The 15407-nt window shown below is 59.7% G+C and carries 17 protein-coding genes and 2 pseudogenes; 13 read left to right on the forward strand and 6 right to left on the reverse strand.

All coding sequences use genetic code 11. The features are described 5' to 3' along the window. Positions 1 to 228, reverse strand: a 228-nt coding sequence (locus E1N52_RS19275) for a transposase (protein ID WP_133184332.1), incomplete at its 3' end; no start/stop codon positions are given. A gap of 551 nt (positions 229 to 779) precedes the next feature. On the opposite strand from E1N52_RS19275, the gene E1N52_RS45280 reads away from it, so the two are divergent. From E1N52_RS45280 to E1N52_RS19295, 4 genes are all read left to right on the forward strand, one after another. Continuing rightward, entirely contained in the window at positions 780 to 1046 is a 267-nt protein-coding gene (locus E1N52_RS45280) for a DUF2950 family protein (RefSeq protein ID WP_133184333.1), read from the forward strand. After that, the gene (locus E1N52_RS19285) at positions 1043 to 1354 is read left to right on the forward strand and encodes a DUF4148 domain-containing protein (protein WP_133184334.1); all 312 of its coding nucleotides are present in this window, start codon (positions 1043 to 1045) and stop codon (positions 1352 to 1354) included. The genes E1N52_RS45280 and E1N52_RS19285 overlap by 4 nt, the downstream gene beginning before the upstream one ends. Then, positions 1351 to 1770 carry a hypothetical protein gene (locus E1N52_RS19290; protein ID WP_133184335.1) on the forward strand — a complete coding sequence of 140 codons (420 nt, stop codon included), beginning with the start codon at positions 1351 to 1353 and terminating at the stop codon, positions 1768 to 1770. Before E1N52_RS19285 ends, E1N52_RS19290 begins: the two co-directional genes overlap by 4 nt. 157 nt (positions 1771 to 1927) lie before the next feature. Beyond that, positions 1928 to 3721: a B12-binding domain-containing radical SAM protein gene (locus E1N52_RS19295; RefSeq protein WP_133184336.1), complete on the forward strand. Its 1794-nt coding sequence runs from the start codon at positions 1928 to 1930 to the stop codon at positions 3719 to 3721. 136 nt (positions 3722 to 3857) lie between these two features. On the opposite strand, the gene E1N52_RS19300 is transcribed toward E1N52_RS19295, so the two are convergent. After that, positions 3858 to 4763, reverse strand: a complete 906-nt coding sequence (locus E1N52_RS19300; protein ID WP_133184337.1) for a LysR family transcriptional regulator — start codon at positions 4761 to 4763, stop codon at positions 3858 to 3860. A gap of 115 nt (positions 4764 to 4878) precedes the next feature. Here E1N52_RS19300 and E1N52_RS19305 point away from each other — a divergent pair, with 115 nt between their 5' ends. From E1N52_RS19305 to E1N52_RS19320, 5 genes and pseudogenes are all read left to right on the forward strand, one after another. After that, the gene (locus tag E1N52_RS19305; protein ID WP_133184338.1) at positions 4879 to 5289 is read left to right on the forward strand and encodes a (R)-mandelonitrile lyase; all 411 of its coding nucleotides are present in this window, start codon (positions 4879 to 4881) and stop codon (positions 5287 to 5289) included. A 116-nt stretch (positions 5290 to 5405) separates the two neighbouring features. Further along, positions 5406 to 5636: a carboxymuconolactone decarboxylase family protein gene (locus E1N52_RS45435; RefSeq protein ID WP_342777871.1), complete on the forward strand. Its 231-nt coding sequence runs from the start codon at positions 5406 to 5408 to the stop codon at positions 5634 to 5636. Next, positions 5633 to 6106 (forward strand): carboxymuconolactone decarboxylase family protein, encoded by a 474-nt coding sequence (locus tag E1N52_RS45440; protein ID WP_425468089.1) that lies wholly within the window; start codon positions 5633 to 5635, stop codon positions 6104 to 6106. Before E1N52_RS45435 ends, E1N52_RS45440 begins: the two co-directional genes overlap by 4 nt. Next, positions 6107 to 6349: pseudogene (locus tag E1N52_RS19315) on the forward strand (SDR family oxidoreductase); the annotation flags it as partial. 65 nt (positions 6350 to 6414) lie between these two features. Further along, on the forward strand, positions 6415 to 6642 hold the full coding sequence (locus tag E1N52_RS19320; protein WP_133184339.1) for a tautomerase family protein: 228 nt from the start codon (positions 6415 to 6417) through the stop codon (positions 6640 to 6642). A 102-nt stretch (positions 6643 to 6744) separates the two neighbouring features. On the opposite strand, the gene E1N52_RS19325 is transcribed toward E1N52_RS19320, so the two are convergent. Together E1N52_RS19325 and E1N52_RS19330 are read right to left on the reverse strand one after the other, a co-directional pair. Then, the gene (locus E1N52_RS19325; protein WP_133184340.1) at positions 6745 to 7044 is read right to left on the reverse strand and encodes a superoxide dismutase; all 300 of its coding nucleotides are present in this window, start codon (positions 7042 to 7044) and stop codon (positions 6745 to 6747) included. A 55-nt stretch (positions 7045 to 7099) separates the two neighbouring features. After that, entirely contained in the window at positions 7100 to 7660 is a 561-nt protein-coding gene (locus E1N52_RS19330) for a flavodoxin family protein (protein WP_133184526.1), read from the reverse strand. Between the two features lie 169 nt (positions 7661 to 7829). Here E1N52_RS19330 and E1N52_RS19335 point away from each other — a divergent pair, with 169 nt between their 5' ends. Together E1N52_RS19335 and E1N52_RS19340 are read left to right on the forward strand one after the other, a co-directional pair. Further along, complete coding sequence (locus tag E1N52_RS19335; protein WP_133184341.1) at positions 7830 to 8786, forward strand: LysR family transcriptional regulator; 957 nt, start codon at positions 7830 to 7832, stop codon at positions 8784 to 8786. A 1210-nt stretch (positions 8787 to 9996) separates the two neighbouring features. Beyond that, a complete protein-coding gene (locus E1N52_RS19340; protein WP_133184342.1) occupies positions 9997 to 10947 on the forward strand; it encodes an acetamidase/formamidase family protein in 951 nt (316 codons plus the stop codon). Positions 10948 to 10951: 4 nt separating this feature from the next. Here the strand turns inward: E1N52_RS19340 and E1N52_RS45765 are convergent. Both E1N52_RS45765 and E1N52_RS19345 read right to left on the reverse strand, forming a co-directional pair. Further along, a pseudogene (locus E1N52_RS45765) lies at positions 10952 to 11065 on the reverse strand (bestrophin-like domain); the annotation flags it as partial. Between the two features lie 37 nt (positions 11066 to 11102). Continuing rightward, positions 11103 to 13070 (reverse strand): potassium transporter Kup, encoded by a 1968-nt coding sequence (locus tag E1N52_RS19345; protein ID WP_246089134.1) that lies wholly within the window; start codon positions 13068 to 13070, stop codon positions 11103 to 11105. A gap of 432 nt (positions 13071 to 13502) precedes the next feature. Here E1N52_RS19345 and E1N52_RS19350 point away from each other — a divergent pair, with 432 nt between their 5' ends. After that, entirely contained in the window at positions 13503 to 13598 is a 96-nt protein-coding gene (locus E1N52_RS19350) for a potassium-transporting ATPase subunit F (protein WP_069268979.1), read from the forward strand. Then, positions 13595 to 15403 (forward strand): potassium-transporting ATPase subunit KdpA, encoded by a 1809-nt coding sequence (gene kdpA / locus E1N52_RS19355; RefSeq protein ID WP_133184343.1) that lies wholly within the window; start codon positions 13595 to 13597, stop codon positions 15401 to 15403. The genes E1N52_RS19350 and kdpA overlap by 4 nt, the downstream gene beginning before the upstream one ends. Positions 15404 to 15407 lie beyond the last annotated feature (4 nt).

Raw genomic sequence — 15407 nt, forward strand, 5'->3', positions numbered from 1 at the left:
GCGATTGAGATAGCCGTAGATGTAGATCTTGAGTAGCACTGCCGGGTGGTAAGACGGCCGGCCTGTGGTCGCAGGCGTGGCCCCTTCAAATCCCAAAGAAGCCAGATCGAGTTCTTCAACGAATGCGTCGACGATTCTGACCGGATTGTCTTCTGCGATGAAGTCCTCGAGACATTCCGGCAGCAGCGTCGCCTGATTGCGGTCCGCACCTTCGACAAATCGCCCCATCTTCGCCTCTCGCAACAACGGGTTGATTCAGTCTAGGCGATCGATGCGTTTTTACACAGCCTCGGCCGATTTCAGTCTCACGTACATTACATGGGATCGACTCGCGTGGTGACACCGCTATCCCAGGGATCGGACCAAGGTCCGATACCCGACGGACGGGATAGCGCATAGGCTAAAACCTCCCGTCGGGAGACTGACGCGCGGAGACCATTGGAGATTCGAACCGGAGCTGACGCCGCGAGCGGCGAATAAGTCAGCCAAGCCACTGCCGGCTGCTCTGCTCACCGCATGGACCGCATCGCTTTGCGCGCCACGATCCGCGGGAAGGAGGGGAGCTGGCCAACTGGAACGAACGATGGGTGAAAGCCGCACGCATGGGGCTGATCCTGCTGGCAGCGGCTCCTGCCTTTGCGGATGGCGGGCGCCGGCGGAGGTGGCATGCACGATGGTGTTGAACGCGGTGGCAGGCGCTGAGGAGAACACCATGAACGCAAACCCACGCGGTGTGCACACAGTCCTTGCGCTGACGTTCGCGAACGTCGAGGTAGGCGTTGTGCTGGCGGTCGCCACGGTACCCTCTGCGCGCGCGCAGGAGGAACGACCAGGGATGGCATTTCGATACGCGGGCGGGCGCAGGGGATATGCGCTTGCGGCGCGTCGGCCGCAACGAGCCGGCGGTGATTCAGGCGATGCCGGCGATTTTCGACGCGCTCGAATCGACGGTGCGAACCGATGCGCCAGGACTTTCTGTCGTGTGTTCTGATCGGGTGTATTGCACGTTTGGCGGCAGTAATTCGATGCGTGGAGTTGCGCGATGAAAAACCTCCTGAGAAACCGCAAGGCGCTCTCTGCGTTGGCGCTCGTGCTGACCGGATGTGCAGCGGGCGGCGTGCCGCAAAGCGGGCCACATCTGAGCCAAACGGAGTGCAGTGACCTTGCCGCGCTCAAGAGCAACCCGCCTGGCACGAAGGCGCAACGTCAAAGCGAAATCGCAGCCTTGAGGAAAGCGGGCTACGACCCGTCGCCATGGAACGACGACCCGAACTACCCGGATGATCTCCATGCGGCGCAGCGCCTCGTCGACCACTGGATCGAAACGGATTGCCACCAGGTTCCACCCGGATGAGCAACCCTGTGATGGCGCCCCTCGACCCGGACCGCGAGCGGCTGCAACTTGGTCAAGGGTCTGAGAGCCGGATTACGGACGTTCGAATCGATGTATTGGCCAGCCCCGTTGCGGGCCGCTGGGTGGAGGGGACGATGGATGAACACCAAACCTGGAGTTACGGCGAGCTCACAGCCGCGGTTGAAGCAGAGATCACTCGACAGTTGAAAAAAGCCCATGACGCTTCTTCAGAGGTGACGCGTAGAGCATGCCAGGATTACGCGGTTGGCGCTTACATTGCGTGGGAGTCGATCATGCGGACACATCTGACCGAGCGTCGCCTGCGGGACGCACAGCGGCTTGGCACCTTGGTGTCGCCGCCGGCGGCACTGATCCAGCCGGGGACACAGATTTCCTCGCCGCCAGATGGCGGTTAACCCGGCATTCCAGCGAGAAGGTACGACGACTCGACGGACGAGCACCGGGCCGGTCTCGCTTATTCACCTTCAGCCAGTTCACGATTCATCTCCTATTATCGGTAGGCGGACGACCTTCACGGTTTTGTGACCACTAGACAGGGCTACAGAGCAGACTATGGATAAGACGTGCTCGATTGCTGACGGTTTCCGATTCTCTCTCGTGCTCATCAAGCCGACCCATTACGACGACGACGGCTACCCGATCCAGTGGCTCCGCTCGGTTATGCCTTCCAATACACTCGCTTGTATGTATGCGCTCGCTGATGACGCGCGAAAGCGAAACCTGCTGGGCCCTGGCGTCAGCTTTGAGATCGAAACATGCGACGAAACCAACCAGCGGGTGTGGCCAGAGCGCATCATTCGTGACCTGAAGGCAAAGGGCGGAAGATCGATGATTGGTCTGGTCGGCGTCCAGTCGAACCAGTACCCGCGCGCACTCGACCTCGCCCGCCAGTTCCGTGCCGCAGGCTTGCCGGTTGCGATCGGTGGCTTCCACGTTTCTGGCTGCATCTCCATGCTGCCCGAGATGCCCGCTGAGCTTACGGAAGCGCAAGCAATGGGTGTGGCGCTCTTTGCTGGGGAGGCCGAGGAACGGCGTCTTGACGAGGTCTTGCTCGACGCATGGAATGGTGCAATGAAGCCCTTGTATAACTTCATGGACACTTTACCTTCGCTCGAAGGTGCTCCCCAGCCGTTCTTGCCGCGCAAGCATATCGAACGCACGGCAGGTACCTATACCTCGGTTGACCTCGGCCGTGGTTGCCCGTATCAGTGCTCGTTTTGTACCATCATCAATGTGCAGGGGCACAAGAGTCGCTTTCGCACTCCTGACGATCTTGAAAGGATCATCCGCGAGAACGCAACGCAGGGCATCGACCGGTTCTTCGTCACGGATGATAACTTCGCCCGCAACCACGACTGGGAAATCCTTCTCGACCGCGTCATTGAACTTCGGGAAAAGAAAGGCATTCACTGCGGCTTCACGATCCAGGTCGACACGCTCTGTCACAAGATTCCAAATTTCATCGAGAAGGCAACGCGCGCGGGTGTGCGTCGCGTGTTCATCGGGCTTGAGAATATCAATCCCGAGAATCTGATCGCGGCCAAGAAGCGGCAGAACAAGATCACCGAATACCGCGCCATGCTGCAGAAGTGGCGCGCCCACGGCGCGATTACCTACGCCGGCTATATCATCGGATTCCCGGCAGACACGAAAGAATCGATCCTGCGCGACATCGAAATCATCAAGCGTGAATTGCCAATCGACATTCTCGAATTCTTCATGCTCACCCCGCTTCCGGGCTCCGAGGATCACCAGACGATGGTAAGGAACGCTGAATGGATGGACCCGGACATCAATAAATATGACACCAACCACCGGGTCACGCACCACCCGAAAATGTCGGACGCTGAATGGGAAGAAGCGTATCGGTGCGCCTGGCGTGCGTTTTACTCGTACGAGCATATCCGCACGATCGTCAAGCGGGCAGCGCAGATCCCGAACGGCCGACCGAAGACGATCATGCGCACAATCGCCTGGTTCAGACTGATGATCGAACACGAGGGTGTGCATCCGCTCGAAGGGGGAGCCTTGCGAAGGAAGCACCGCCGTGACCGCCGTTGGGGGCTGCCGGTCGAATCGCCGTTTCGCTTCTATCCGCGATACTGGAGTGAGACCGCTGTCAAGTTGACAAAGTATCTGCGCTTCTACCTCAGGACAGAGGCTGTCCTGAGGGAAGTCATGAAGGCGCCGGAACGCTACGCCTACACGGATATCGCCATCACGCCGCTGCAGGAAGAGGAGTTCGAGCAGCTTGGACTCTTTCACGCAACAAGCGGCGGCGAGGCAGCGCTGGCTGTCCACCACCGGCGTATTGCCATCCGGTCAACGGGACCGTCTGCAGTGTGATATCGCTGACAATCTCATCCGGTTGTTAGAGTCAAGATCGGGCGAGAATGATGGCTACCCCGGTCCGCACCAGATTCAACGAAGTCTGTATGACCCGGCATCGTGAAAATCTGGGTTGCGACCGCCGTCATGCCAGTCACTGCGCTTGCCGCTTATAACCACTCTTCAACGCGTCGACAACAAGCTCGACTGCCCGAGACGATTTGCGGCGACTCGGATAATAGGCGTGATGTCCAACGAACGTGGGGAACCAGTCTTCCAGCACCCAACGCAGGCGACCGGCCCGGACATCCGCCTCAACCAGATCTTTGGGCACGTACGCGAGCCCAAACCCGCCAAGGGCCGCGTCCAGCATCTGGTAGACATTGTTGAAGGTGAGCTGCCCTTCAACCCGCACCTGCAATTCTCGCCGCCCCTTGCACAGTTCCCACGGGAGCAGTGAATCCCGCGTCGGAAGTCTGAGATTGATGCAGTTGTGCAGCGTCAGATCCTGCGGCGTCTTCGCTGGTGCGCTCGATTGCAGATAGGCTGGAGCGCCCACGATTGCCATCGTCATGTCAGGCGCGATTCGCACGGCGATCATGTCTTTGGCCACCTGGTCGCCCAGCCGCACGCCGATGTCGTACCGATCCGCGACGATGTCGGCTAACCCGTAGTCATTGACCAATTCAATCTTCAGGTCTGGATACTGGCGCAGCAATGGTTGCAGACGCGGCCAGACGTACGTGTTTGCAGCGTAGTCGGTGGTCGTGATACGGACGGTTCCGCCCGGGCTGTTCGACATCGCGCGCAAAGACTCGACCTCCGCTTCGATTTCCTGGAAGCGGGGCGCAATGGCCGCCATGAGCCGTTCGCCTGCCTCCGTCAAGGAAACACTCCGGGTGGTGCGCGTCAGCAACTGAAGGCCCATCCGCTTTTCAAGGGCGGACACGGTCCGGCTCAACGCCGACTGCGAGACCCCCAGTTGCGCCGCCGCGCGCGTGAAGTTGCGCTCACGCGCGACGTTCATGAAGCCGACCAGATCGTTGAAATCTTCTTTCAATTAATGCTCCACAGCATAAGGGCATGCCGATATTGCCACCTAGTCGCATCAATTGCCAGGCGCTAGATTAACGGCAGCTGCATATCGCTCCAAACAATACCGACGAGGAACAGTCATGGAACTGAAACGCGCGGGCTCCCAGCCCTCGAAAAAAGGCCCTGAAGAATGGTTTACGGGCACGGTGCGGCTGGACCCGCTGAACGCTCCGCCTCCGCCGGCACGCGTATCGTGCGCGAGCGTCACCTTTGAGCCTGGCGCGCGGACCAACTGGCATACCCATCCGCTCGGCCAAACCTTGATCGTTACGGCGGGCTGCGGCTGGACCCAATGCGAAGGCGAGCCGCGAGTCGAAATCCGCGCCGGTGACGTGATCTGGTGCCCGCCTGGCCACAAGCACTGGCATGGCGCGACCTCGACGACCGCAATGACGCATATCGCCATTCAGGAAGCGCTCGACGGCAAGAACGTCGAATGGCTGGAGAGGGTGACGGACGAGCAGTACCTCGGCAGCGGCGAGCAGATGTAACGCAGGTCTCGAGAGCGCGCCATCAAACCGGGATGCGTCTCCTGGCGCGCGTCGCTGCGGCGACAGCGGTGGCGCTCTCCTTCGCTGCCTGTACATCAATAGTAAGGACTGGAAACATGCAAACTCCGCTATCACAAGATGACCTCGCTCCCGTTTCTCCGGCTTTCGCGCGTTATACGAATCAGACCGTGCTCGGTGGCCTCTGGAAGCGACCTCAATTGTCACCGCGCGACCGGAGCATCGTGACCCTGTCGGTGCTCATCGTCCGCAACCAGACGATCGAGATGCCGTTCTACTTCCGGTTGGCACTGGATAGCGGTGTGAAGCCTGCGAGATTTCGGAAATGATCACGCATCTCGCCTTCTATTCCGGCTGGGGAAATGCAACCGGAGCGGCTGTCGTCGCGAAGCGCATTTTCGATGAACGCGGCATTGGCACCGATCAGGTCCCTCGTGCCGATGTCGACCCGCTGCCGCTGGATGCAATCGCAGAGCGGCAACGTGAGCAGGCGGTCGAAGTGAACTTCGGCTCGGTCGCTCCCGGCGTCGTTCAATACACGACTGACGTACTTTTCCACGACCTCTGGCTGCGTCCGGGACTCGCGCCGCGCGACCGAAGCCTGGTCACGGTGAGCGCCCTGGTCGCCAGCGGTCAGGTCGCGCAAATTCCCTATCACCTCGGCCGTGCCATGGACAACGGACTGACGAAGGACGAGGCGTCCGAAGCGCTGACACAGCTCGCCTTTTACGCAGGCTGGCCAAACGTTTTTTCGGCGATGCCCGTATTCAAGGATGTATTCGCGAAGCGCGCGACGTAACAAGGGCTGCGCCAGGAGGTCAAACCCTGGAACATCCGTACAACCATCGTTTCGCCGGGGGCGGTCGCGACCGAACTGATCGAGACGATCACAGATCAGGATGTAGCCGCGGGCATGGCCAAAACATACGAGAAGGCCATTCCGGCCAGCTCGTTCGCGCGTGTGGTGGCTTTTGCCATTAGCCAGCCGGAAGACGTGGACATCAACGAAGTGCTTTTCCGGCCGACTACGCAAGCGTATTGAGCGTTACCCGGCGGGGCTCACGACTCTCGCTTGCCCCGTCTTATCGATCACAGGAGAAAGTTGTCATGCCCCATGTCATCGTTAAAGCATGGCCAGGGAAGACGGAAGAGCAGAAACGACGTCTGGCCGAGGCCATCACCCGTGATGTGATGGAGATCCTTGGCTATGGCGAAGAATCCGTCTCGGTCGGCTTCGAAGAAGTCCCTTCTGATCGATGGAAGGTGGAAGTCTATCGTCCGGACATTGAGGCACGCTCTCAAACGCTATACAAGAAACCCGGATACAGGATGTAGAGGCACCGTTCAAGTGCAAGTCAACTTTGGCGGAAGCCGCCGTGCCGTTCGTTGTTGCGACACTGATGCCGGTGTTGTAGCCTGCATCGACCATTCAATCGCTCAAGCATCACGAGATGCAAAAAGCGATTCCCAACCAACGAATGGGCCAAGCGGAATAACCTCCCAGTCGATCAAACCGAACTCGGCAAGTGGAAACGTCGCCAGGATTTGCCTGGCGCTATTGACCGAATCGCTCTCGGCAATGATGGCAACGCCGGGCCGGTCCTCGCGGAAGTAAATGTCGCGCACAAAGCCGGATTGATAGAGCTGCCAGGCGTGACGCACTTCTTCCAGCAGATGAGGTCGATACTTTTCCGGGCTCGCGCCCGGCAGCGGAATGTCGAGACAAAGCAGTCTCATCGAAAGCTCCCTGGAGTCAGTCAGCCGTTGAATGTTGCGATCGCTGCTTGCCCGGTCAAACTCCGGCTCCAGCCTTGAACTGGGCAGCCACTTCTGCCACGCGCTGGCCAAGGTGGGCAGCAGTCAGCAGATCGCTCTCGATCGGGGTTACGTCAGGCGCTGCATCGTCCGACTGGGCCATGGCGCCGAGCCAACCGCCGATCCGGTTCATGTCGTTCTTGTCGGTGCTGGCAAAGAGATCAAGGCCAACCCAGATCATTCCGTGTTGTGCAGCAAACAAAGCCATGGAGATGAGCGAACCAAGCTTGTCGCCGTGCATTGCGCCTGAGTTGGTGAAGCCTGCGGCGATCTTGTTGCGCCACTTCATGGATACCCAGGCCGGCTTTGTCGAATCCTCCATGAACTTCTTCAATCTGGACGAAAGTGAGCCGTTGTACGTGGGCGAGCCGAAAATGATGGCATCGCTGGCAGCCAGCGTTTCCCATGGTGTTTCGCCATCGGCAACCGCGATCAACTGCGCTTCGGCTCCGGGGACGCGTCGAACACCGCCGGCAACTGCCTGGGCCTGTTTTTTCGTGTGACCGTAGCCACTGTCGTAAACGATAGCTATGAGCATTTTGGATCCGCGCCATTGATAAGTTAGTGAAGTGATCGCCATTGTCGCCAGCCGTAGCCATTGCCAGAAGTCGCGATTGGGTTGGATCAACCTCAACTGGAAGTTTAGAATTGCCAGCCGCGGCAATGACAGCGTGCACGAAGCTCGTATCGGGTAACGGGAGGATGGCGTGGATTCATCGCAACGCGTTCGAGCGATCATGTCGCTTGTACAAGCAGTGGATGCAGGCAGTTTTGCGGCCGCGGGCCGTGTGCTTGGCGTCACATCGGCCGCTATAGGCAAGAACGTAGCCAGCCTGGAGAAAGCGTTAGGCGTGCGGCTGATGAACCGCACAACCCGGACGCTGAAGCTCACCGAAGAGGGAGAGGCCTTTCTCAGACAGGCTCGTGTTGCGCTGGAGGCGCTGGATGCCGCAGTGGACGCGATTGCGGCACGGCGCGCCGTACCTGGCGGAAGGGTTCGCATCTCGACAAGTTCAGCCTTCGGGCACAGCTATGTACTACCGGCGCTACCGGAGCTATTGGCCCGCTACCCAGCCCTGTCAGTCGAAGTCGATTTCGATGATCGAGTCGTCGATATCGTGCGGGATGGCTACGACATCGCTGTGAGGGGCGGCAACATCCAGGATTCTGCCCTCGTGACCCGTCCGGTCTGCCGCTTGAACGCGGTGCTTGTTGCCTCACCCGCGTACCTGGCACGGCATGGAGTGCCGCAAGCTCCAGGCGCGTTGCAATCCCATCAGCTCATAGCGCGACGGTTCCTGAGCGGCCAGGTTGTTCCATGGAGCTTCACAGCCGAGGACGGAAGCATTACCACAGTGGACCCCGCGAGCAGAGCGTCGTTGACGCTGTCTGCGCCGGAATCGCTCGCTCAGGCAGCATGCGACGGCGTCGGGATTGCCCAGGTCGGCGTCCATCTTGCCTGGGAACATCTGCTTTCTGGTGCGTTGAAGGTCGTCCTCCACAAGTCCCACCAGCCTGGAACATACGAGATGGTGATGCAGTACCCCCATCGGGCGCTGATGGCTCCACGTGTGCAGGTCACACTGAAACATCTGCTGGAGGCATTCGCGGCAGATGAAAACCTGCATGTGCCATTGGACGCGTTGAACGCTTACGTTGCTTGATGCTTTTCTGTTCGGGATACCGGGAGACCTGACAGCATTCAAGATTGGATACCGCAGGGGCTTGGAACGTTTCGATGTCTAACCCGCGCCGACACACCCTATGGGCTAGCGTTTGGATCAATGTGAATTGTCAGGACTCCGCTAGTTGTGAGTGACGGGTTTGCCGCATCTGCCGCTTCTGCATTAAATATAATGCTTCCGCTTTGCGGGGTAACGGGACCATAAGTCTTTCCATTCAACTCGACGGTCGCTGGGCACACCCGGTCACTGCCCGTCTGGTTAAACCAGAACAAAACGGACTGATGTGTCGTCACCTGTGTGCCGCTGAACGATTCCGTCGTCTGCTGGAGCGCGTGAGTTCCGCCGTCGGTTGTTGCCGAAATGGGACCTCCGCCTCTCCCGTTGTATCGACCGCCTGCATAGAAGAAGCAGACAATGTTTGACTTGGCGCCGCCTACATTCAGCGAACCGATTCCGCTCGGGTCGTCTACCTCGAAGCCCACGACGAACTCTGTCTGTCCGCTCAAGCTATAGCTTGCGGTTGCCGAATTCAGCGGAATCTCCACCGTCCCATTCGGCGCGTAGACGGTAATTCTCCACGTTATCGTTGGACTTGCCTCTGGCGCTCCAGGTTGGGGTGCCGGAGGTCAGCCGCACAGGCATCCGAGAAGCAGAACACCCGTTCCGAGCAGGCATAGTCGCATCATGGTTTTCTCCCATTAGCTACTCATTCCAGTCTTGCAGCCTCGAAAGCGGGAACTTGGGAGGGGATGTTCACACAGCGATGCTCGCCGTCCGAAAATGCTCGTGATTTACGTCGGCAAACATGCCCCACCTGGAGCTGCCTGCTACCATCCTTGCCGTGCTTTTTAATCGTATGCACAACTAGTCAATTTGACCTCCATCATCTGATGGAGGCGCTCGAATATCCGCCGTGGCACAGTGTTGCTATCGGGAAGGAGAACGTCATGGCGCATATAGCGGGCATCCTGGCCAGCCCAAGCTACACACCTTTCTGAGGGACCATTGTTCGCACCTATCGACAGCAGAAAGGGCGGCATGACGTCAGTGCGAGATATGCGGTGCCTCAGGCCGCAGCTTGGGTGGGTGCGTCGGCAACCATCTCGATGTGCTGCGCGAACCAGCGCACTTTGTCGTGCAGATTCTGGCTGAGGCTTTTTGAATTCGCCGGACTGCCAGGGAGTGGGTAATGAGTGGAATACCTTGGGCACGCTACTCAATTCATGAGCATCAGAGCCACCTTGGTTGGGACCAGACACTAAAGCCTGTGTTGACCGTGGCGCCTGGTGACACGGTCGAGTTCTTTCCCGTCGACGCATCGGGTGGGCAGTTCACTGCCAGTTCGACCGTCGACGACATTGCACGGCTGGACTTTGCGAGGGTGAACCCGGTTGTTGGCCCGATGTATATCGACGGAGCTGAACCGGGCGACGCCGTCAAGGTCACACTTTTGTCGTTTGCTCCTTCGGGCTGGGGGTGGACTGCAAACATTCCCGGCTTTGGCTTGCTCGCAGACAAGTTTCCCGAGCCAGCCCTGCACATCTGGAAATACGAGGCGGATCTGAAAACACCGGCCATGTATGGCCCCGGTGGACGTGTTCCCTTAAAGCCGTTTTGCGGCACGATCGGCCTCGCCCCGGGAGAACCGGGTTTGCACAGCGTGATTCCACCACGTCGCGTCGGCGGCAACATGGATATCCGCGACATCGGCGCGGGCACAGAACTCTATCTCCCCGTGGAGGTGGAGGGCGCGCTATTCTCGGTGGGTGACACGCACGCCGCACAAGGTGACGGCGAGGTCTGCGGGACGGCCATCGAGAGCCCCGTAGCACTGACGGCGAAATTCGAACTGGTCAAAAAGGCGAACCTCGCGTTTCCTCGCTTTACAACGCCGGGCCCTGTCAGCCGTCATCTCGATACGAAGGGCTACGAAGTCACCACCGGCATCGGTCCAGATCTGATGGAAGGTGCTCGGGCTGCCGTCTCCGGCATGATCGACGTTCTGACGCGAGAACATCACATCAGCGCAATCGATGCTTACCTGTTGTGCAGCGTTTGCGCCGACCTGCGCATCAGCGAGATCGTCGACCGGCCTAACTGGATTGTCTCCCTCTACTTCCCGCGAATCGTATTCGAATGAGTTCTCAAAAGCGGTGCGCCGCTCGTCCCGCCACGCGAATGAGACCGCCACGCGGACTGTCGATGTCGGCGATCAGAGAGAGCGAGAACGATACGGTAATTGGCAAAACGAACAGCAGTACGCGTCGCCCGCTCTTGCTGCGCACGCGAGAGGCTTTAATCGAGGTCGAGCCTTGCCCCCATCTCGACCACGCGATTAGGCGGCACGCGCAGGTGGGTGGTCGCGTCCAGTTCGTTCCTGCGCAGCAGGATAAACAGACTCAACAGCAACCGCCGTCCGAAGTTCAGGCCCGGACATACGGTGAGCGATTCGCGCCCAAGGTAGAACGACGTAGTCATGGCGTCATAGGCTTCCTGTCCAGCTTTCTGCATGGCTTGCCGGAGGAGTTCCGGCACATCGAGCGACTCCAGATAGCCGTAGCGCCCCACAACGCGAACGAATCCCTGCTCGAAGCAATGCACGTCGAATCGCTCTTCCGGCGCCACGCGCGGGATTTCTTCGGTCAGCAACGTGAGCAGAATCACACGCCGGTGGAGGACCTGATTGTGCTTCAGGTGATGAAGCAGCGTCGTGGGCACCGAGTTACCAGCAGCCATCAGGAACACAGCTGTTCCCGTCACCCTGTATGGCGCGTCTTTCGCGAGACTTGCGATAAAGACGTCGAGCGGCAAGCCCGAATCCCCCCGTGAACGGCGCATTGTCCGTTGTCCAACCAGCCAGGACGTCGATACCAGAAACGTGAGACCGCCGATCGCCAGTGGCAACCAGCCACCATCCGCGAATTTCATTGCATTGGCGGCGACAAACGATGCGTCCACCACCATGAAAATGCCGGCGACGAGTGCGATGCGCCACACAGGCCACTTCCACCGCACGTGGGCAAACGCGGCAAACAGCATGGTGGTAATCGCCATGGTGGTGGATACCGCAATGCCAAAAGCGGCCGCAAGACTGTCTGACGTGCGGAAGAGCAGCACTACCCCAATCGTGGCGGCCATGAGAAGCCAGTTCAGACCCGGCAGATAGATCTGTCCAGCCGTGCTCGACGAAGTGTGCCTGACTGTCACGCGAGGCGAGAGGCCGAGCTGTCCCGCTTGTCGCGTGAGTGAAAACACGGCGGAGATCAGGGCCTGCGACGCGACAATGGTGGCGAGCGTCGCCAGAACCACCATGGGATACAGCCCCCACGTGGGTACGGTCGTATAGAAGGGCCGCGATGCTGCGCTGGGGTCGCGCAGCAAAAGCGCTCCCTGTCCAAGGTAGCTGGCGGTCAGGGCAGGGAGTGCCAACCCGTACCACGCCAGACGTATGGGTCTGGCGCCAAAGTGCCCCATGTCGGCGTACAGCGCCTCGCCGCCGGTCAGGCACAGCACGACGGCCCCCAGCGCGAGAAAGCCTCTGAAGCCGTTGTGCATGAAGAACGTGATGCCGTTGATCGGGTTGAATGCCGCAAGAATGCCAGGCGTTCCCGCAATGGACGCGACGCCGAGAACAAAGATCACGACAAACCAGACGGCCAGTATCGGCCCGAACGCCACACCGACCCTGCCCGACCCAAGGGGCTGGACGGCGAACAGCGCCACGAGGATCACCACTGTGATGGGCACGACATAGTGGGAGAAGGCCGGTGTGGCGACCTCGATCCCCTCGACCGCACTCAGCACGGATATCGCGGGCGTGATGACGCCATCGCCATACAGCATGGCCGTACCGAACATGGCGAGGAACACCCAACGTAGGGCGGCCCGCCGCATTTCCCGCCCTGTCCGCTCTCCCACCAGCAGCGCGAGGAGCGCCAGCAACCCGCCTTCGCCATGGTTGTCGGCCTGCATCAGAACGAGCACGTACTTGACGCTCACCATCAGGATCAGGGACCACAGGAACAGCGAGACGATTCCCACCACGTTTTCCGGCGTCGCGTGCACGCCACGCGCGCCATTGAAAGCTTCCTGCAATGCATACAAGGGACTCGTCCCAAGGTCACCGAAGACAATGCCGAGCGCGGCGAGCGCCAGCGATGCCATTGCGGTGCCGCCCCCAGCAGACGGTGGCGCATGGGGAGGACTCGCGTTTATCCCGCGCTGGTCAGCCGGATCGACGCTGGCGTTGGTCGGGTTCGACATGTTCGCTAAGGTCTTGTGGTTTTGAAACACTGCAAATCGCAGCCATCAGTGCGCGGATTTTGCATCAGTTCCGTGACGCCGCTGTTCGTAGCGTAGGTCACACGCAAAAGATTTTGCAGGCGAACCCGTTATATCGAGATCCGGGGGCGATGAATTAAGCAGCTTATGCAATCGCCCCAGGTGACACACCGGCCGCAGATTTGTCGATGGTCGCCTTCACCACCTATTCGATATTTACACCTTTTTTATTCGCGGCTGCCTAGTCTTGTCATGACCATTACGAGGGTCCGACTTCACGTCGTCATTTCCGATCCGCCAGGGGGCAGAAATGGACCTCATCTATATTGCCGGCATTGTGATTTTCCTCGGGCTCAGTGTCGCGCTTGTCATTGGTTGCGAGAAGCTTTACGGGCGTGGACCGGGAGGCCGGCCATGACCACATGGATGATCTGGCTCGCCGCTGCTGCGACGCTGCTCCTGCTCGTGTACCTCGTGTATGCGCTCCTGCGCGCGGAGGAACTCGAATGAATACCTACAACATCCTTCACGTCCTGCTTTTCATCGTAGTCCTGACTGCTGTCGCCATTCCGCTTGGTCATTACATGACCTCGGTGCTCGACGGCACGTCCGTCGTCGTGCGCAAGATCGGGCGGCCAGTCGAGCATTCGCTGTATCAGCTTGCCGGGGTGGATCCCGAAGGCGAGATGTCGTGGAAACAGTACGCGTTCGCGGTGCTGCTGTTCAATGCGCTCGGCGCATTGGCGGTGTATGGCTTTCTGCGCCTGCAACAATGGCTGCCAGCGAACCCGCAGGGCTTCGGCCCCATGACGCCCGATGCCGCATTCAATACGGCGGTGAGCTTCATCACCAACACGAACTGGCAGAACTACACGCCGGAGACAACGGTGAGCTATCTCACGCAGATGACGGCGCTCGCTGTTCAGAACTTCCTTTCCGCGGCGACCGGCATTGCCGTGGCCGTCGCGCTCATACGGGGGTTTGCGCGCCATACGACAAAGACGATCGGCAATTTCTGGGTCGACCTGACACGCTCTACGCTGTACATCCTCATACCGATCTCGTTCGTCATCGCGCTCGTGCTCGTGAGTCAGGGAGCGATCCAGAACTTCAAGGCGTACGTGGACGTGCCCACGCTGCAGGTCACGACCTACCAGGCGCCGAAGACCGACGCGCAGGGCAACCCGATCAAGGATGCAAAGGGTAACCCCGTGATGCAGGACATGAAGGCGGACAAGCAGACCATTGCGATGGGCCCGCTAGCGTCTCAGGAAGCGATCAAGATGCTCGGCACCAATGGCGGCGGATTTTTCAATGCCAATTCCGCGCATCCGTATGAGAACCCGACGCCCCTAGCGAATATTGTCCAGATGATCGCCATGCTGTGCATTGGCGCCGCGCTGTGCATCGTCTTCGGACGGATGGTCGGCGACATCCGGCAGGGCTATGCAGTGCTTGCGGCCATGACCATCGCGTTTGCGATTGGCTGCTGGGGCGAGATCTCGGCGGAGCAGGCCGGCAATCCGCTGTTCACTTCGCTGCGCGTCGACCAGGCCAGGTCGGCGCAGCAGCCAGGCGGCAACATGGAAGGCAAGGAAGTGCGATTCGGCATTGCCGATTCCGGCATTTTCACAGTTGCCACCACTTCGGCCTCGTGCGGCGCGGTCAACAATGCGCACGACTCTTTAACGCCGATGGGCGGCTTCGTGCCGATCCTGATGATGCAGCTGGGCGAGGTCGTCTATGGCGGCGTAGGCTCGGGGCTCTACGGGATGCTGGTATTCGCGCTTCTTGCGGTGTTCATCGCCGGGTTGATGATCGGTCGCACACCTGAATACATCGGCAAGAAGATCGAATCGTACGAGATGAAAATGGTATCGATCGCGGTCCTCATCATGCCGATGATCGTGCTCGTCGGCACGTCGATCGGCGTGCTGTCTCCGCTCGGCACCGCGGGCATTGCCAATCCCGGACCGCACGGTTTCTCCGAGATTCTCTACGCGTTCACTTCGGCGACGAACAACAATGGCAGCGCATTTGCGGGGCTCTCCGTCAACACGCCGTTCTATAACGTGCTGCTGGCAATCGCGATGTGGTTTGGCCGGTTCGTGCCGGCGGTCGCGGTGCTCGCCGTCGCGGGCTCGCTCGCCGAAAAGAAGCGCATTGCAGTGACCGAAGGGACCTTACCGACCCACGGCCCGCTGTTCGTTGTGCTGCTGCTCGGGGCCGTGCTCCTGATTGGCGCGCTGACGTTTGTGCCCGCGCTTGCGCTTGGGCCCGTCGCCGAGCATCTGTCGATGATTGCAGGTCACTGAGTAC

Source organism: Paraburkholderia guartelaensis (assembly GCF_004353905.1).
Classification (GTDB): Bacteria; Pseudomonadota; Gammaproteobacteria; order Burkholderiales; family Burkholderiaceae; genus Paraburkholderia; species Paraburkholderia guartelaensis.